Here is an 18,837-nt window from a genome sequence, read left to right on the forward strand (position 1 = left end):
TTTCACTTACTCAGCAATCTGGAGCTTCCTGTGACGCTTGCTCAACCTCATCGCGATCTGCCTGCACCGACGCGAACGCTACTGCTCTCCGGCCATAACATTGAACAAAAACGTGCCGAATTGCTGGCCTATTTCCACCAGACCTGGGAACAGTATGAAAGTCTGTTTACCTGTCTGGCCGATCCCAGGGCCTGGTTTACCAAAGCCATTCCGCTGCGCCATCCTTTAATCTTCTATTTTGGCCACACCGCCACCTTCTACATTAATAAGCTGATGGCCGGACGCCTTATCGACGCGCGTCTGGACGATCGTATCGAAGCGATGATGGCGATTGGTGTGGATGAGATGAGCTGGGACGATCTCAACGACAGCCACTATGACTGGCCCACCATTGAAGAAGTCCGCGAATACCGCGGGCGCGTTAAAGCACTGGTCAGCGATCTCATCCAGACCCTGCCGCTGACTCTGCCGATCACCTGGGAGAGTCCGGCCTGGGTGATCCTGATGGGTATTGAGCATGAGCGTATTCATCTGGAAACCTCCAGCGTACTGATACGCCAGTTACCGGTCGGGTGGGTGAAACCCCAGCCCGCGTGGGCGGTCTGCCCGATGGCGCGCCACCAGCGCGAGGCTGTTCCGGCCAATTCCCTGCTGCCGATGCCCGGCGGCACCGTCACGTTGGGTAAAACCGACGATACCTATGGCTGGGATGTCGAATATGGCCGCCAGCAGATCGCGCTGCAGCCGTTCCAGGCGAGCAAAATGCTGGTCAGCAACGCGGAATTCCTGGCCTTCGTTGAGGCGGGGGGTTATCAGGACGCTCGCTGGTGGGATGACGAAGGCTGGGGCTGGTGTCAGTTTGCTAAAGCGGAGATGCCCACCTTCTGGGTCGGCACGCCTGCGATGCCCGATCAGCTTAAACTGCGTCTGATGTGTGAAGAAGTCGCGATGCCGTGGGACTGGCCTGCCGAGGTTAACCAGCTGGAAGCGGCGGCCTTCTGCCGCTGGAAAGCGGATCAGACGGGTATGAGCGTTCAGCTTCCCTGTGAGGCGGAGTGGGCTCAGCTGCGCGAACAGGTAGCGGGCGATCAGCCGGATTGGGATCGGGCACCGGGCAACATTAATCTGGCGTACTGGGCTTCCTCTTCACCGGTCGATCTCTTCGCTCAGGGCGACTTCTTCGATATCGTCGGTAACGTCTGGCAGTGGACGACCACGCCGACCAATGGCTTTGAAGGCTTTAAAGTCCACCCGCTTTATGATGATTTCTCTACCCCGACCTTTGATGGCAAACATTCGCTGATCAAAGGCGGCAGCTGGATATCGACCGGCAACGAAGCGCTGAAATCGGCACGCTATGCGTTCCGCCGCCACTTTTTCCAGCATGCCGGTTTCCGCTACGTGGTTTCCAGCCATCAGGAAACCATGGCGCTGAACCCGTATGAATCTGACGCTATGGTGTCGCAATACCTCGACTTCCAGTATGGCCCGCGCTATTTCGGCGTGGATAACTATGCCGAAAGCCTGGTAAACCTGGCGCTGAATTACACCACGGCACGCGGCGAGGCACTGGATATTGGCTGTGCCACCGGACGCGCCAGTTTTGAACTGGCCCGCCACTTTGAACGAGTCACCGGTATGGACTACTCGGCGCGCTTCATCGATGTGGCGCTTCAGCTGGCCAGCGGCGAAGACTTCCGTTATCTCCTGCCACAGGAAGGCGATCTGGTGGAGTATCGCCAGGTTCGCCTGAAAGATTTCGCGCTGGAGAGCGAACTGGCGCAGCGGATTCAGTTTGTTCAGGGCGACGCCTGTAACCTTAAGCCGCAACCCGCCCGTTACGATCTGGTACTCGCTTCCAACCTGATCGATCGCCTGCGTCAGCCCGCACGCTTCCTGCGGGATGTCACGCCGATGCTGCGTCAGGGCGGCATTCTGGTGCTCTCATCGCCCTATACCTGGCTGGAGGATTTCACGCCGAAGGAGAACTGGCTGGGCGGCGTGCGTGAAAACGGTGAGGCACTGACGACGCTGCAGGCACTGCAACGTCTGCTGGCGGCCGACTTCGACCTGGTCGATGAACCGCAGGATAAACCGTTTGTGATCCGCGAAACGGCCCGCAAGTTCCAGCACACGCTGGCGCAGGTCACCGTCTGGCGCAAACGCTAAGTGAACCGGCAGCGGCGCCCGTCGCTGCCGGGAGTTGCCTGAACCACTATTTTGCTGCACATTCATCCTTGTTTACTTCAGCAGACCAATAAAGAGGATGGCCATGGCCGAACATCTGCAGCTCGATAACCTGGATCGCGGCATTCTGAATGCCCTGCTCGACAACGCGCGCACTGCTTACGCCGAGCTGGCAAAACAGTTTAACGTCAGCCCCGGCACCATTCATGTCCGCGTGGAGAAGATGAAGCAGGCGGGCATTATCCTGGGCACCCGGGTTGATATCGATCCGCGCCAGCTGGGGTTTGATGTCTGCTGTTTTATCGGCATTATCCTTAAGAGCGCGCGTGACTATCCGGCGGCGCTGAGCAAACTGGATGCGCTGGATGAAGTAGTTGAAGCCTGGTACACCACCGGCCACTACAGCATCTTTATTAAAGTAATGTGCCGGTCTATTGATGCCCTGCAACAGGTGCTGATCAACAAGATCCAGACCATAGATGAAATTCAGTCGACGGAAACGCTGATCTCACTGCAAAACCCGATCATGCGCACTATCAAGCCCTGATCCTTCTCCGCCTTGTGCATAATCTTATCCCTGACGAATGTGGCGGCTGACAACGGCTGCGTTCGCTTCTCTTAATCTATTAACCCTGTTGTCCACAGGTGGATCACCGCTTGATCACAGCGTACAATGCTCGCCTTAATGTCCGGGAGAGCAAGATGGCCGATATCACCTTAATCAGTGGCAGTACTCTGGGTAGCGCAGAGTATGTGGCTGAACATCTGGAAGAAAAACTACAGGAAGCGGGCTTCTCAACGCAGATGCTGCATGGCCCGGAGCTGGATGAAGTGCCACATGAGGGTATCTGGCTGGTGGTCTGTTCAACTCACGGTGCAGGCGATATTCCTGACAATCTACTGCCGCTGTTCGAAGCCATCACGGAAAGCCAGCCCGATCTCTCGCAGGTCCGGTTTGGTGCCATCGGACTCGGCAATCATGAATATGATCTCTTTTGTGGCGCGATCCGCCAGATTGAAGCGCTGTTAATTGCTCAGGGTGCCCGCCAGATAGGTGATCGTCTGGAGATTGACGTGCTGGAGCATGAGATCCCTGAAGATCCCGCGGAAGCCTGGCTGGAAAGCTGGAAAAAGGCGATCTGAAGGGGGCTGGGGATCGCGAAATAGTGACGATCCCCAGTGGAAGATGCTGATTTTATCCTTTTCCGCTCGTTTATTTTGTGGATAACTACCCTCTTTTACTGCGTATAACCGGTAGTTATCCAAAGAACAACCGTAGAATGATTTTTGAGCTGTGGATAACATGCCATTTTGATCCCAGCTTATACGGATCAGGATCACCGATCACTAACAGGTAGTGATCCTCTTCATCCTGTTGTTTCTGCTGTGCTTCTGGCACATATCCACAGAAAAGCGGGATCCTAATAAGAGATCTAACAGAAAGATCATATACAGATCTAAGATCCTTTCTTTTAAAACCGGACGATCCCGCGGCTTTCACCCCAGACGGAATTTGAGTAGAATCCACGCCCCAGGACGACGATCCTGCAAGTTCATCAACCGAGGTACCACTTCATGTTTTATCAGGATCCTTTTGACGTCATCGTAATTGGTGGTGGTCATGCGGGCACCGAAGCCGCAATGGCGGCAGCCCGAATGGGTCAGCAAACCCTGTTACTCACCCATAACATTGATACGCTTGGACAAATGTCCTGTAACCCGGCGATTGGTGGGATTGGCAAAGGACATTTGGTGAAGGAAGTGGATGCCCTGGGTGGTCTGATGGCCAGTGCGATTGACCAGGCGGGTATCCAGTTCAGGATACTAAACGCCAGCAAAGGTCCGGCAGTACGGGCGACCCGTGCTCAGGCGGATCGCGTGCTCTATCGCCAGGCAGTGCGTACGGCACTGGAGAACCAGCCCAACCTGATGATCTTCCAGCAGGCGGTCGACGATCTTATCGTGGAAAACGATCGTGTGGTGGGTGCAGTCACCCAGATGGGACTGAAGTTCCGCGCGAGAACCGTCGTCCTCACCGTCGGCACGTTCCTTGACGGCAAAATTCATATCGGTCTGGATAATTACAGTGGCGGTCGCGCAGGTGATCCCCCGTCCATTCCGCTGGCAAAACGACTGCGTGCGCTGCCGCTGCGGGTAGACCGCCTCAAGACCGGTACGCCACCGCGTATTGATGCGCGCACCATCGATTTTTCAGTGCTCAGCCCGCAGCACGGCGATAACCCGATGCCGGTGTTCTCGTTTATGGGCAATGCGTCTCAGCATCCACAGCAGGTACCGTGCTGGATCACTCACACTAATGAGAAAACCCATGAGGTGATCCGCAATAATCTGGATCGCAGCCCGATGTACGCCGGGATCATCGAGGGGATCGGTCCACGCTACTGCCCGTCGATCGAAGACAAAGTGATGCGCTTTGCCGATCGTAACTCGCATCAGATCTTCCTGGAGCCGGAAGGGCTGACCAGCAATGAGATCTACCCGAATGGCATCTCAACCAGTCTGCCATTTGACGTGCAGATTCAGATCGTTCGTTCCATGCAGGGCATGGAGAATGCGAAGATCGTGCGTCCGGGCTATGCCATCGAGTATGACTTCTTCGATCCACGCGATCTCAAACTGACGCTGGAGAGCAAATTTATTCACGGCCTGTTCTTTGCCGGCCAGATCAACGGCACAACCGGTTACGAAGAAGCCGCTGCGCAGGGGATGCTGGCGGGGCTGAACGCCGCCCGTCAGTCTGCGGACAAAGAGGGCTGGGCACCACGTCGTGACCAGGCTTATCTGGGCGTACTGGTTGATGACCTTTGCACGCTCGGTACCAAAGAGCCGTACCGGATGTTTACCTCCCGTGCTGAATATCGTCTGATGCTGCGCGAAGACAATGCCGATCTGCGTCTGACCGAAACCGGTCGTGAACTGGGTCTGGTGGATGATGCTCGCTGGGCGCGTTTCAATCAGAAGCTGGAAGCGATTGAACAGGAGCGTCAGCGTCTGCGCGATATCTGGGTCCATCCGAAGTCAGAGCACGTGACGGAAGTGAATACGGTACTCAGCGCGCCGCTGACCAAAGAAGCGAGCGGCGAAGATCTGCTGCGCCGTCCTGAGCTGACCTATCTGAAGCTGATGACGCTGGATGCCTTTGGTCCGGCACTGGCTGATGAGCAGGCCGCTGAGCAGGTTGAGATTCAGGTTAAATATGAAGGTTATATCGCCCGTCAGCAGGAAGAGATCGATCGCCAGCTGCGTAACGAGAACACACTGTTACCGGTGGAGCTCGACTATCGCCAGGTCAACGGCCTCTCTAATGAGGTGATCGCCAAGCTGAACGATCACAAACCGAGTTCGATCGGTCAGGCGACGCGTATCTCCGGCATTACGCCGGCGGCCATCTCAATTCTGCTTATCTATCTGAAAAAACAGGGTCTGCTGCGTAAAAGCGCCTGATCTGAAAACGGGGCGAGGAGACTCGCCCCCGCTGAATGGACTTATGCTGTGATCAACACACTCACGTCGCTGCTACAGGCAGCCGGTATTTCCCTCTCCGATCAACAAAAACAGCAGCTGGTTGCCTATGTCGGCCTGCTGGATAAGTGGAACAAAGCCTACAATCTGACATCAGTGCGCGATCCGCAACAGATGCTGGTACGCCATATCCTCGACAGCATCGTGGTGGCGCCGCATCTGCAAGGCTCACGTTTCATTGATGTGGGAACCGGACCTGGACTGCCTGGCATTCCGCTGGCTATCGTGATGCCTGATGCGCACTTTACGTTGCTCGACAGCCTGGGCAAGCGGGTGCGGTTCCTGCGTCAGGTTCAGCATGAGTTAGGACTCACTAACATTACTCCGGTGCAGAGCCGGGTTGAAGCGTTCCCGGCTGAGCCGCCCTTTGATGGCGTCATCAGTCGTGCATTTGCCTCGCTGACCGACATGGTGAACTGGTGTCATCATCTGCCGGGAAGAGAAGGGCGCTTCTTCGCGCTGAAAGGCGTGCGCCCGGACGACGAAATTGCGGAGTTACCGGCAGGCTATGTCTCTGACGCGGTGATTAAGCTGCAGGTACCGCAGCTGGAAGGTGACCGCCATCTGGTCATTCTTCGTCACCAGTAGGCTTTCAACTGGCAGATATTTAGCGTTTATCAGCCAGCTTTTTTCGTCAGTTAAGGGATGAAAAAAGTGCAGATGATGCGCTATCAATAAAAGATTTTGATTAAGCCCTTGCTGACCAAACGTTAAAACGCTGACGGAAATTATCCGAAAAGCTCTGTTACATTTAACGTTTAATTCACATTCAGTTATCAGAAATATCACTTGTATAGGCGGGTCGCTGAATAAAAGTAGTCACGGCAGAAAATATATCGCGGTAATAACTTTGCGTGCGTAATATCAATTACACGATTCTTAAGCACAGTTCGATGTCAATAGCGTGTTTTCTGTGAAAATAGTCTTGCAGATGCATTTTTATAATTTCAATGTTTTGATTTTATTGAATTAATTTGTAATACAGATTGTTCTTAAATAGAGCGCAGATAAAACTCAGTGCAGTGAAAGTGCTTATTATGTGATCTAAAGCACGCTTTAAAAGCAAGTTGCGAGAGAATTTTCAGTCAGATTAGGGTGAATCTCTGCAGGGTAATCTTTGGAAAAATAGCCCTCCGGAAAGAAATTTAAATAATTGTTCACCTTTTCGCTACTTACCGATTGAAATCGCAGGTGCGGCCCGTATAATTTGCACGGCTTTTGCTGCTTGACTCAACTGCGCAAAGGCAGTCTTATACGACACGCGACATACCCCTAACGGGGCAGGAGAGTATCAGCGTCATGTCAGTGTCTCTTTACAGTGTAAAATACGCCCGAACGGTGCTGATGATTCAGCTGGTGACGATAGTCATCATCGGTGCACTCTTTGCTCTTAAAGATGTCATCTGGGGTCTCTCTGCTCTTGCTGGCGGTGCGGCAGCCTGGCTGCCAAACGTATTGTTTTTGTTTTTAGCCTGGCGCCTGCAGGGGCAAACCCCAGCTTCGGGGCGAGTCGCGTGGAGCTTCGCTTTGGGTGAAATAGCCAAAGTGTTTGCGACCATCATTTTGCTCATTGTGGCGTTGGGTCTATTCGGAGCGGTTTTCTGGCCGGTCGGAATAACCTGGTTATCGGTGCTGGTGGTACAAATGCTGGCACCGGCGGTAATTAACAACAAAGGGTAAGAGGCATCATGGCTGCAGGAGAAATCTCTACTCCGCAAGAGTACATTGGTCACCACCTGACTCATCTTCAGTTGGACCTGCGTACCTTCGAGATAGTGAATCCGCACGACGCTCCCGCGACGTTCTGGGTATTAAATATCGATTCCATGTTTTTCTCTATGGTGCTGGGAATCATCTTCCTGGTGTTGTTCCGTAGCGTGGCGAAATCTGCCACCAGCGGTGTGCCAGGGAAAATGCAGGCGGCTATCGAACTGGTTGTCGGTTTCGTCGATAGTAACGTGCGCGACATGTATCACGGTAAGAGCAAACTTATCGCCCCGCTGGCTCTGACAATCTTTGTCTGGGTCTTCCTGATGAACTTCATGGATCTGCTGCCAATCGACTTGCTGCCATATATTGGCGAGCACGTATTGGGGTTACCGGCGCTGCGCGTCGTACCATCTGCAGACGTGAACATCACGCTATCTATGGCGTTGGGCGTATTTATTTTGATTCTGTTCTACAGCATCAAAATGAAAGGCATTGGCGGCTTCACTAAAGAGCTGACGCTGCAGCCTTTTAACCACCCGATCTTCATCCCGATCAACCTGATTCTGGAAGGTGTGAGCCTGCTGTCTAAGCCTGTATCACTGGGTTTACGACTGTTCGGTAACATGTATGCGGGTGAACTGATCTTTATCCTTATTGCCGGTCTGTTGCCGTGGTGGTCGCAGTGGGTGCTGAATGTGCCGTGGGCCATTTTCCACATCCTGATCATTTCGCTACAGGCTTTCATTTTCATGGTCCTCACGATTGTCTATCTGTCGATGGCATCTGAAGAACATTGATTTTTTTCTCAACACTACTTTCCCTCTTGATTTCGGGTTGCAGCGCAAACCGCTGAAGCCCGGAAGATGAAGGGAGCATTTAACTGAAACAAACTGGAGACTGTCATGGAAAACCTGAATATGGATCTGCTGTACATGGCTGCCGCTGTGATGATGGGCCTGGCGGCAATCGGTGCTGCGATCGGTATCGGCATCCTCGGAGGAAAATTCCTGGAAGGCGCTGCTCGTCAGCCTGACCTGATTCCTCTGCTGCGTACGCAGTTCTTTGTTGTAATGGGTCTGGTGGATGCAATCCCGATGATCGCTGTTGGTCTGGGTCTGTACGTGATGTTTGCTGTCGCCTAAAGCCCTGTGTTCACTCAGCGCACAATGTGCAAGGGTGAACGGATTCTGCCGCTTATCGTTGATAACGGCAGAAAAGTTAAATACTCAATCTAGAGGCATTGTGCTGTGAACATTAATGCAACAATCCTCGGCCAGGCTATCGCGTTCATCCTGTTTGTCGCGTTCTGCATGAAGTACGTATGGCCGCCGCTCATGGCTGCTATCGAAAAGCGCCAGAAAGAAATTGCTGAAGGCCTTGCTTCTGCTGAACGTGCAAAGAAAGATTTGGATCTCGCGCAGGCTAATGCGACCGACCAGCTGAAAAAAGCCAAAGAAGACGCTCAGGTCATTATCGAGCAAGCGAACAAGCGTCGCGCGCAGATTCTGGACGAAGCCAAAACCGAAGCTGAAAACGAACGTAATCGCATCGTGACACAAGCGCAGGCTGAAATTGACGCTGAACGCAAACGTGCGCGTGAAGAACTGCGTAAGCAGGTCGCGTTGCTGGCTATGGCTGGCGCCGAGAAGATCATCGAACGCTCCGTGGATGAAGCTGCTAACAGCGACATCGTTGATAAACTGGTCGCTGAACTGTAAGGAGGGAGGGGCTGATGTCTGATCTGATTACTGTAGCTCGCCCCTACGCCAAAGCAGCTTTTGACTTTGCTGTTGAGCATCAAAGTATTGAACGCTGGCAACAGATGCTGGCGTTTGCCGCAGAAGTGGCTCGCAATGAACAGATGGCTGATCTTCTCTCAGGTGCATTAGCACCCGAAGCGCTGGCAGCGTCGTTTAACGCAGTCTGTGGTGATCAACTGGATGAACCCGCGCAGAACCTGATTAAGGTGATGGCGGAAAACGGACGTTTGACAGCGCTTCCGGCTGTACTGGCTCAATACATCGAACTGCGTGACGCTCATGAAGCCACCGCTGAAGTTGATGTTATCTCCGCCAGTACGCTGAGTGACGACCAGCTGAATAAAATCAGCGCCGCGATGGAAAAACGTCTGTCACGCAAAGTTAAGCTGAATTGCAAAATTGATAAGTCTGTGATGGCAGGCGTGATCATCCGTTCGGGTGATCTGGTTATTGATGGCAGCGTACGCGGCCGTCTTGACCGTCTGGCTGACGTCTTGCAGTCTTAAGGGGACTGGAGCATATGCAACTGAATTCCACCGAAATCAGCGAACTGATCAAGCAGCGCATTGCTCAGTTCAATGTCGTGAGTGAAGCTCACAACGAAGGTACGATTGTTTCTGTAAGTGACGGTATCATCCGCGTACACGGCCTGGCCGATGTCATGCAGGGTGAGATGATTGCCCTGCCGGGCAACCGTTACGCTATCGCCCTGAACCTCGAGCGTGACTCGGTTGGTGCAGTGGTGATGGGCCCTTACGCTGACCTCGCCGAAGGCATGAAGGTTAAGTGTACTGGCCGTATTCTTGAAGTACCGGTAGGCCGTGGCCTGCTGGGCCGCGTAGTAAACACCCTGGGTGCTCCTATCGACGGTAAAGGCGCAATCGACAACGACGGTTTCTCACCGGTTGAAGTCATTGCACCTGGCGTTATCGATCGTCAGTCAGTCGACCAGCCGGTTCAGACCGGTTATAAGTCGGTCGATGCGATGATTCCAATCGGCCGTGGCCAGCGTGAGCTGATCATCGGTGACCGTCAGACCGGTAAAACCGCGATGGCGATCGATGCGATCATCAACCAGCGCGACTCAGGCATCAAGTGTGTCTACGTTGCGATTGGTCAGAAAGCCTCAACCATTTCTAACGTGGTTCGTAAGCTGGAAGAGCATGGCGCACTGCAGAACACCATCGTTGTTGTGGCGTCTGCTTCTGAATCTGCTGCACTGCAGTATCTCTCTCCGTACGCAGGCTGTGCGATGGGCGAATACTTCCGTGACCGTGGTGAAGACGCGCTGATCGTATACGATGACCTTTCTAAGCAGGCTGTCGCGTACCGTCAGATTTCTCTGCTGCTGCGCCGTCCACCAGGCCGTGAAGCATTCCCTGGCGACGTGTTCTATCTCCACTCCCGTCTGCTGGAACGTGCATCACGCGTAAGCGCTGATTATGTAGAGCGTTTCACCAATGGCGCAGTGACAGGTAAAACTGGTTCACTGACCGCGCTGCCGATCATCGAAACCCAGGCGGGCGACGTTTCTGCGTTCGTTCCGACCAACGTAATCTCGATTACTGATGGTCAGATCTTCCTGGAATCGAACCTGTTCAACTCCGGTATTCGTCCGGCCGTTAACCCAGGTATTTCGGTATCCCGCGTAGGTGGTGCTGCACAGACCAAGATCATCAAGAAACTGTCCGGTGGTATCCGTACCGCGCTGGCGCAGTATCGTGAACTGGCGGCATTCTCGCAGTTCGCCTCTGATCTGGATGATGCAACCCGCAAACAGCTGAGCCACGGTCAGAAAGTGACCGAGCTGCTGAAGCAGAAACAGTATGCGCCGATGTCTGTTGCGCAGCAGGGTCTGGTTCTGTTCGCTGCAGAGCGTGGCTATCTGAACGACGTTGAACTGGCAAAAATTGGCAGCTTCGAAGCTGCACTGCTGGCCTTCGCCGATCGCGACCACGCTGAGCTGATGGCTGAAATCAACCAGTCGGGTAACTTTAATAACGATATCGAAGCCAAGCTGAAAGGCCTGGTCGAGACGTTTAAAGCAACCCAGTCCTGGTAATGTCTGGCGGCTTGTCTGAAAAGGCAGGCCGCAAGGCTTTGAGGAGAAGCTAATGGCCGGCGCAAAAGAGATACGAAGCAAGATTGGAAGCGTGAAAAACACGCAGAAGATCACCAAAGCGATGGAAATGGTCGCCGCCTCCAAGATGCGTAAAACGCAGGAACGCATGGCGGCCAGCCGTCCGTATGCAGAAACCATGCGCAAAGTGATTGGTCACCTTGCGTTGGGTAATCTGGAATACAAGCACCCTTACCTGGAAGAGCGCGACGTGAAGCGCGTCGGCTACCTGGTCGTTTCAACTGACCGCGGGCTTTGTGGTGGTTTGAACATTAACCTGTTCAAAAAGTTACTGGCGGATATGAAGTCCTGGTCCGATAAAGGCGTGCAGAGCGATCTGTCGATTATCGGTTCGAAAGGGGCATCATTCTTTAATGCTGTGGGTGGCAACATTGTGGCGCAAGTCAGCGGCATGGGCGATAAACCTGCTCTGTCTGATCTGATTGGCCCGGTAAAAGTGATGTTGCAGGCTTATGATGAAGGCCGCATCGACAAGCTGATGATCGTCAATAACAAATTCAATAACACCATGTCTCAGACTCCGACCATCACCCAACTGCTGCCGTTACCGCCAGCGGAAGGTGAAGAAGAGATGAAGGCGAAGACCTGGGATTACTTGTATGAACCCGATCCGAAAGCGCTGCTGGATACCCTGCTGCGTCGTTATGTCGAATCGCAGGTTTATCAGGGTGTGGTGGAAAATCTGGCCAGTGAGCAGGCCGCACGTATGGTGGCGATGAAAGCCGCAACCGATAACGGCGGAAATCTGATCAAAGAGCTGCAGTTGGTGTACAACAAAGCTCGTCAGGCCAGCATCACCCAGGAACTTACCGAGATTGTCGGTGGAGCCTCCGCGGTTTAACCAGGTTTGGAATTAGGTAGAGGATTCAAGATGGCAACTGGAAAGATTGTCCAGATTATCGGCGCCGTTGTTGACGTCGAATTCCCTCAGGACGCGGTACCGCAAGTGTACAGCGCCCTCGAGGTTATGAATGGTGATGCGCGTCTGGTGCTGGAAGTTCAGCAGCAGCTCGGCGGCGGCGTAGTACGTACCATCGCAATGGGTACGTCTGACGGCCTGAAGCGTGGTCTGAGCGTCAACGACCTGCAGAAACCGATTCAGGTACCCGTCGGTAAAGCGACCCTGGGCCGTATCATGAACGTTCTCGGCGAGCCAATCGATATGAAAGGCGAGCTGAAAGAAGAAGATGGCAGCGCAGTAGAGATCGCCTCTATTCACCGCGCCGCCCCTTCTTATGAAGATCAGTCTAACTCGCAGGAACTGCTGGAAACCGGCATCAAGGTTATCGACCTGATGTGTCCGTTTGCCAAAGGCGGTAAAGTCGGTCTGTTCGGTGGTGCGGGTGTAGGTAAAACCGTCAACATGATGGAACTGATCCGTAACATCGCGGCTGAACACTCAGGTTACTCAGTGTTTGCCGGTGTGGGTGAGCGTACTCGTGAGGGTAACGACTTCTACCACGAAATGACTGACTCTAACGTTATCGATAAAGTTGCGCTGGTCTATGGCCAGATGAACGAGCCGCCGGGTAACCGTCTGCGCGTAGCACTGACCGGTCTGACCATGGCGGAAAAATTCCGTGATGAAGGCCGCGACGTTCTGCTGTTCATCGATAACATCTACCGTTATACCCTGGCCGGTACAGAAGTTTCTGCACTGCTGGGTCGTATGCCATCTGCGGTAGGTTACCAGCCAACGCTGGCAGAAGAGATGGGTGTGTTGCAGGAGCGTATTACCTCCACCAAGACCGGTTCAATCACCTCCGTACAGGCCGTTTACGTCCCTGCGGATGACCTGACTGACCCATCACCAGCAACCACCTTTGCGCACTTAGACTCAACGGTAACGCTGAGCCGTCAGATCGCCTCTCTGGGTATCTACCCGGCCGTTGACCCGCTGGACTCTACCAGCCGTCAGCTGGATCCGCTGGTTGTCGGTCAGGAGCACTATGATGTTGCACGTGGCGTTCAGTCACTGCTGCAGCGTTATCAGGAACTGAAAGACATCATCGCCATCCTCGGTATGGATGAGCTGTCTGAAGAAGACAAACTGCTGGTGGCACGTGCGCGTAAGATTCAGCGCTTCCTGTCTCAGCCGTTCTTCGTTGCAGAAGTATTCACCGGTTCACCGGGCAAATACGTGACGCTGAAAGACACTATCCGTGGCTTTAAAGGCATCATGGAAGGTGAGTTTGACCACCTGCCAGAGCAGGCCTTCTACATGGTTGGCGCCATCGAAGAAGCCGTGGAAAAAGCGAAGAAACTGTAATAACGGTTTCCCGGGAGGAAGATTATGGCTATGACTTATCACCTGGATGTGGTCAGCGCAGAGGAGCAGTTGTTCTCTGGTCTGGTACAGAAAATTCAGGTGTCAGGTAGCGAAGGTGAACTGGGGATTTTCCCTGGCCATGCGCCGCTGCTGACTGCCATTAAGCCTGGAATGATCCGTATCGTGAAACAGCATGGCGAAGAGGAGTATATCTACCTCTCTGGCGGCGTGCTGGAAGTGCAACCGGGCAGCAGCACCGTTCTGGCCGATACCGCTATCCGCGGTACCGATCTGGATGAAGCGCGCGCTCTGGAAGCAAAACGCAAAGCAGAAGACCATATGAACAGCAGCCACGGCGACGTGGACTATGCTCAGGCCTCTGCCGAGCTGGCGAAAGCCATTGCTAAACTGCGCGTGATCGAACTGACCAAAAAAGCGATGTAATCCAGCTTTATGCGTCATGAAATGCCAGCCCTCGGGCTGGCATTTTTTTTGTCTGCTGCGCCTGATCTGCCTGTCCGCCTAATTTCGGCCTGAGAAAAATGTAGTAATCTCAATCCCAAACCGTTTTACTTTCACCCGTAAAAATTCACTCAGGATAGTTATGTCTAACAGTGCGATGAGTGTGGTGATCCTTGCTGCTGGCAAGGGCACCCGTATGTATTCCGATCTGCCTAAAGTTCTGCATACGCTGGCAGGCAAACCCATGGTTCAGCATGTGATTGACGCGGCTAAGGGGCTGGGTGCACAGCAGGTTCATCTGGTTTATGGTCACGGCGGCGATCGCCTGAAGGCGACCCTCACTGACAGCACGCTCAACTGGGTGCTGCAGGCCGAGCAGCTCGGCACTGGCCATGCGATGCAGCAGGCAGCGCCCGCATTCGCTGATGATGAAGATATCATGATGCTTTACGGTGATGTGCCGCTCATCTCTCAGGCGACACTACAGCGGCTGCGCGAAGCCAAACCGCAGGGCGGCATTGGCTTACTTACCGTGGTACTGGACGACCCAACCGGCTATGGCCGCATTGTGCGTGAGAACGACACCATCACCGGCATTATCGAACAGAAAGATGCCAGTCCGGCGCAGCTCACCATTAAAGAGATCAACACCGGCATTCTGATAGCCAACGGCGGCGATTTAAAACGCTGGCTGGCGCAGCTCACCAACAATAATGCGCAGGGTGAGTATTACATCACCGATATTATCGCGCTGGCGCATCAGGAAGGTCGGGTGATCAACGCGGTTCATCCTGCACGCATCAGTGAAACTGATGGCGTCAATAACCGGCTGCAGCTGGCGACATTAGAGCGCACTTACCAGGCTGAACAGGCGGAAAAACTGCTGCTGGCTGGCGTGATGCTGCGCGATCCGGCCCGTTTTGACCTGCGCGGGACGCTGACGCACGGGCGGGATGTTGAAATTGACACGAACGTCATTATTGAAGGCCAGGTCACGCTGGGTGCACGCGTCAGAATCGGCGCAGGCTGCATTATCAAAAACAGCGTGATTGGAGATGACTGTGAAATCAGTCCCTATTCGGTGATCGAGGATGCGAATCTCGCCACTGCCTGCACCGTCGGACCTTTTGCCCGTCTGCGTCCTGGCAGCGAACTGGCCGATGCCGCCCACGTGGGCAACTTCGTCGAAATGAAGAAAGCGCGTCTGGGCAGAGGATCGAAAGCGGGGCACCTCTCCTATCTCGGTGATGCGGAGATTGGCGACAACGTAAATATCGGTGCAGGCACCATTACCTGCAACTACGACGGTGCGAACAAATTTAAAACCGTGATTGGTGATGATGTGTTTGTGGGCTCGGATACTCAGCTGGTGGCGCCGGTCAGCATCGCGGCAGGGACCACCATTGCGGCGGGCACGACCATCATGAAAGATGTGACCCAGGCCGGTCTGGTCTATAACCGTAAAGAGCAGAATCACAAAGCGGACTGGCAGCGTCCGGTGAAGAAAAAATAAATTTTTAACGGCCCGCTTTAATGCGGGCCGATGCAGTGCAGTGCCAAAACTATAATCCCCTCTCTCTACAAGGCTCGGGGAACCGGCAAAGCCGGATATCAGGTCGCATGACAACAGAAGTGGCGAAAAGCCATGTAGTCAGGAAAACATCATTATGTGTGGAATTGTTGGTGCAGTAGCGCAACGTGATATCGCAGAGATTCTGCTGGAAGGTCTGCGTCGTCTTGAATATCGCGGATATGATTCGGCCGGTCTGGCCGTGGTCGATCGTCAGGGGCACGTCACGCGCCTGCGGCGTTTAGGGAAAGTGCAGAAACTGGCGGAAGCCGCTGAGCAGCAACCGCTGATTGGTGGCACCGGCATCGCGCACACGCGCTGGGCTACCCATGGCGAACCGTCGGAAGCGAACGCGCATCCGCACGTCTCAGAGCACATCATCATCGTGCACAACGGCATCATTGAAAACCATGAGCCATTGCGCGCTGAACTGATCGCGCGCGGTTACGTCTTTGCCTCTGAAACGGACACCGAAGTGGTGGCGCATCTGGTTCACTGGGAGCAGAAGCAGGGCGGTTCGCTGCGTGAAGTGGTGCTGCGTGTGATTCCGCAGCTGCGCGGTGCCTATGGCATGGTGATCATGGACAGCCGCGATCCGTCACTGCTGGTGGCGGCCCGTTCCGGCAGCCCACTGGTGATTGGTCGTGGCATGGGCGAAAACTTTATCGCCTCGGATCAGCTGGCTCTGCTGCCGGTGACCCGTCGGTTCATCTATCTGGAAGAGGGTGATATCGCCGAGATCAGCCGTCGCGATGTCACGGTGATCGACCGTGAAGGCAACACCGTGACCCGTGCCGAGATCGAATCGAACCTGCAATATGACGCCGGTGACAAAGGCATTTACCGTCACTACATGCAGAAAGAGATCTACGAACAGCCCATGGCGCTGAAAAGTACCCTGAGCGGTCGGTTCAGCCAGGGTCAGGTTGATCTCAGCGAACTGGGCGCGGGCGCAGAAGCGCTGCTGAGCCAGGTTGAGCATATCCAGATTATCGCCTGCGGCACCTCCTATAACTCCGGCATGGTGTCACGCTACTGGTTTGAGTCGCTGGCAAACCTGCCCTGTGATGTCGAGATTGCCTCGGAGTTCCGCTATCGCAAATCAGCCGTTCGCAAAAACAGCCTGCTGATCACCCTGTCGCAGTCGGGTGAAACGGCAGATACCCTGGCGGCGCTGCGTCTCTCTAAAGAGCTGGGCTACCTGGGCTCGCTGGCGGTCTGCAACGTGGCCGGTTCGTCACTGGTGCGGGAATCTGACCTGGCACTGATGACCAAAGCGGGCACCGAAATTGGCGTCGCCTCTACCAAAGCGTTCACCACCCAGTTAGCGGTGCTGCTGATGCTGGTGGCGAAACTGGGCCGTCTGAAAGGGATGTCTGCCGAGACTGAACATGAGATCGTTCATGCACTGCAGGCGTTGCCGAACCGGATTGAGCAGATGCTGGCGCAGGATAAGCTGATTGAAAATCTGGCAGAAGGCTTCTCTGACAAGCATCACGCGCTGTTCCTGGGTCGTGGCGATCAATATCCGATTGCCATGGAAGGGGCGCTGAAGCTCAAGGAGATTTCCTACATTCATGCGGAAGCCTACGCCGCAGGCGAGCTGAAACATGGCCCGCTGGCGCTGATTGATGCGGACATGCCGGTGATCGTGGTGGCACCTAACAACGAACTGCTGGAGAAGCTCAAATCCAACATCGAAGAGGTACGCGCACGCGGTGGCCTGCTTTATGTCTTTGCCGATCAGGATGCGGGCTTCAGCGACAGTGACGGAATGAAGATTATCCCGTTGCCGCATGTCGAAGAGGTCATTGCGCCCATCTTCTACACGGTGCCGCTACAGCTACTCTCCTATCACGTCGCCCTGATCAAAGGGACCGACGTCGATCAGCCACGTAACCTGGCAAAATCGGTTACTGTGGAATAACCGGGTGGGCCCCGTCGCGGGCCCACTTTGCTCCGGCCCTTTGTCATATAACTGTCATATTTCGTACATTTCACTGTCATCAAACTGTCCTATTTTCCCTCCTGCAGCAATCACAGATTCTTACTAAAACGGCCCCAAGCCTGACTTTTCTCCCCTGGAGGGAATATGACACTGATGCGTAGCACCGTAGCCCGAATCCTCGCCACCACCTTCGCCGTAAGCGCGGTATCTGCTTTTGCGGCAACCGATCTCACTGGCGCAGGCGGGACGTTCCCGGCGCCGGTTTATGCCAAGTGGGCAGCAGAATATCAAAAAGCCACCGGTAGCAAAGTTAACTACCAGGGTATCGGTTCATCTGGCGGCGTAAAACAGATCATCGCCAAAACCGTCGATTTCGGTGCGTCCGATGCGCCAATGAAAGATGAAGATCTGCAGAAAAATGGCCTGTTCCAGTTCCCGACCGTGATCGGTGGCGTGGTACTGGCGGTTAACCTGCCGGGTATCAAGTCAGGTCAGCTGACGCTGGATGGCAAAACCGTTGGTGATATCTACCTTGGCACCATCAAAAAGTGGAACGACCCGGCGATTGCCAAACTTAACCCAGGCGTGAAACTGCCAGAGACCAACATCAACGTGGTACGTCGTGCTGATGGTTCAGGCACCTCGTTCGTCTTCACCAGCTATCTGGCGAAAGTGAACCCGGACTGGAACAGCAAAATTGGTAAAGGTAACACCGTTAACTGGCCGGTCGGTCTGGGCGGTAAAGGCAACGACGGCGTCGCCGCGTTTGTTCAGCGTCTGCCGGGTTCAATCGGCTACGTGGAGTACGCCTACGCTAAACAGAACAACCTGACCTACACCAAACTGATCGATGCCGATGGCAAAGCGGTTGCCCCAAGCGAAACCAGCTTCAGTAATGCCGCGAAAGGCGCTGACTGGAGTAAATCGTTCGCGCAGGATCTGACCTTCCAGAAGGGCGCTGATGCCTGGCCAATCTCGTCAACCACCTTTATTCTGATCTACAAAGATCAGGCTAATGCGGCCAAAGGCGCTGAAGTACTGAAATTCTTCGACTGGGCTTACAAAAGCGGCAGCAAAACCGCCACAGCGCTGGATTATGCTGCGCTGCCAGAGAGCGTGACTGAACAGATTCGCGCCGCCTGGAAAGCCAACATCAAAGACAGTTCTGGTAAAGCGCTTTATCAGTAATTGACCGACCCTGACCGGACAGCAGTCCGGTCAGACTCAACGGGCGGCGTCATGCCGTAC

17 protein-coding genes are annotated in these 18,837 nt (G+C 54.2%); all 17 read left to right on the forward strand.

From position 1 onward, the window contains the following. Positions 1-30: 30 nt before the first annotated feature. Entirely contained in the window at positions 31-2,169 is a 2,139-nt protein-coding gene (ovoA, locus tag EPG66_RS16340; protein WP_031590990.1) for a 5-histidylcysteine sulfoxide synthase, read from the forward strand. Positions 2,170-2,272: 103 nt separating this feature from the next. After that, positions 2,273-2,734, forward strand: coding sequence for a transcriptional regulator AsnC (gene asnC, locus EPG66_RS16345; RefSeq protein WP_003849496.1), 462 nt, complete (start codon positions 2,273-2,275; stop codon positions 2,732-2,734). Positions 2,735-2,889: 155 nt separating this feature from the next. Beyond that, positions 2,890-3,330 carry an FMN-binding protein MioC gene (gene mioC, locus EPG66_RS16350; RefSeq protein ID WP_010258855.1) on the forward strand — a complete coding sequence of 147 codons (441 nt, stop codon included), beginning with the start codon at positions 2,890-2,892 and terminating at the stop codon, positions 3,328-3,330. Between the two features lie 432 nt (positions 3,331-3,762). Beyond that, positions 3,763-5,652, forward strand: coding sequence for a tRNA uridine-5-carboxymethylaminomethyl(34) synthesis enzyme MnmG (mnmG, locus tag EPG66_RS16355; RefSeq protein ID WP_182687554.1), 1,890 nt, complete (start codon positions 3,763-3,765; stop codon positions 5,650-5,652). Between the two features lie 48 nt (positions 5,653-5,700). After that, positions 5,701-6,318: a 16S rRNA (guanine(527)-N(7))-methyltransferase RsmG gene (rsmG, locus tag EPG66_RS16360; RefSeq protein WP_010258859.1), complete on the forward strand. Its 618-nt coding sequence runs from the start codon at positions 5,701-5,703 to the stop codon at positions 6,316-6,318. 711 nt (positions 6,319-7,029) lie between these two features. Next, on the forward strand, positions 7,030-7,410 hold the full coding sequence (gene atpI, locus EPG66_RS16365) for a F0F1 ATP synthase subunit I (protein ID WP_010258861.1): 381 nt from the start codon (positions 7,030-7,032) through the stop codon (positions 7,408-7,410). An 8-nt stretch (positions 7,411-7,418) separates the two neighbouring features. Further along, a complete protein-coding gene (atpB, locus tag EPG66_RS16370; RefSeq protein ID WP_010258863.1) occupies positions 7,419-8,237 on the forward strand; it encodes a F0F1 ATP synthase subunit A in 819 nt (272 codons plus the stop codon). Positions 8,238-8,342: 105 nt separating this feature from the next. Further along, positions 8,343-8,582 carry a F0F1 ATP synthase subunit C gene (atpE, locus tag EPG66_RS16375; RefSeq protein ID WP_003849523.1) on the forward strand — a complete coding sequence of 80 codons (240 nt, stop codon included), beginning with the start codon at positions 8,343-8,345 and terminating at the stop codon, positions 8,580-8,582. 105 nt (positions 8,583-8,687) lie between these two features. Then, positions 8,688-9,158, forward strand: a complete 471-nt coding sequence (atpF, locus tag EPG66_RS16380; protein WP_003849528.1) for a F0F1 ATP synthase subunit B — start codon at positions 8,688-8,690, stop codon at positions 9,156-9,158. A 14-nt stretch (positions 9,159-9,172) separates the two neighbouring features. After that, complete coding sequence (gene atpH, locus EPG66_RS16385; protein WP_003849530.1) at positions 9,173-9,706, forward strand: F0F1 ATP synthase subunit delta; 534 nt, start codon at positions 9,173-9,175, stop codon at positions 9,704-9,706. 14 nt (positions 9,707-9,720) lie between these two features. Continuing rightward, positions 9,721-11,262, forward strand: coding sequence for a F0F1 ATP synthase subunit alpha (gene atpA / locus EPG66_RS16390; RefSeq protein WP_010258868.1), 1,542 nt, complete (start codon positions 9,721-9,723; stop codon positions 11,260-11,262). A 52-nt stretch (positions 11,263-11,314) separates the two neighbouring features. Further along, positions 11,315-12,181 (forward strand): F0F1 ATP synthase subunit gamma, encoded by an 867-nt coding sequence (gene atpG / locus EPG66_RS16395; protein ID WP_031590993.1) that lies wholly within the window; start codon positions 11,315-11,317, stop codon positions 12,179-12,181. A gap of 30 nt (positions 12,182-12,211) precedes the next feature. Then, positions 12,212-13,609, forward strand: coding sequence for a F0F1 ATP synthase subunit beta (atpD, locus tag EPG66_RS16400; RefSeq protein ID WP_010258870.1), 1,398 nt, complete (start codon positions 12,212-12,214; stop codon positions 13,607-13,609). Between the two features lie 24 nt (positions 13,610-13,633). After that, positions 13,634-14,053 carry a F0F1 ATP synthase subunit epsilon gene (locus tag EPG66_RS16405; RefSeq protein WP_031590994.1) on the forward strand — a complete coding sequence of 140 codons (420 nt, stop codon included), beginning with the start codon at positions 13,634-13,636 and terminating at the stop codon, positions 14,051-14,053. A 160-nt stretch (positions 14,054-14,213) separates the two neighbouring features. Next, positions 14,214-15,584: a bifunctional UDP-N-acetylglucosamine diphosphorylase/glucosamine-1-phosphate N-acetyltransferase GlmU gene (gene glmU / locus EPG66_RS16410; RefSeq protein WP_031590995.1), complete on the forward strand. Its 1,371-nt coding sequence runs from the start codon at positions 14,214-14,216 to the stop codon at positions 15,582-15,584. 154 nt (positions 15,585-15,738) lie between these two features. After that, positions 15,739-17,568 carry a glutamine--fructose-6-phosphate transaminase (isomerizing) gene (glmS, locus tag EPG66_RS16415; RefSeq protein WP_010672188.1) on the forward strand — a complete coding sequence of 610 codons (1,830 nt, stop codon included), beginning with the start codon at positions 15,739-15,741 and terminating at the stop codon, positions 17,566-17,568. A gap of 165 nt (positions 17,569-17,733) precedes the next feature. After that, the gene (pstS, locus tag EPG66_RS16420; RefSeq protein WP_010258875.1) at positions 17,734-18,777 is read left to right on the forward strand and encodes a phosphate ABC transporter substrate-binding protein PstS; all 1,044 of its coding nucleotides are present in this window, start codon (positions 17,734-17,736) and stop codon (positions 18,775-18,777) included. Positions 18,778-18,837 lie beyond the last annotated feature (60 nt).

The organism is Pantoea pleuroti, assembly GCF_014156615.1.
Lineage (GTDB): Bacteria > Pseudomonadota > Gammaproteobacteria > Enterobacterales > Enterobacteriaceae > Pantoea > Pantoea agglomerans.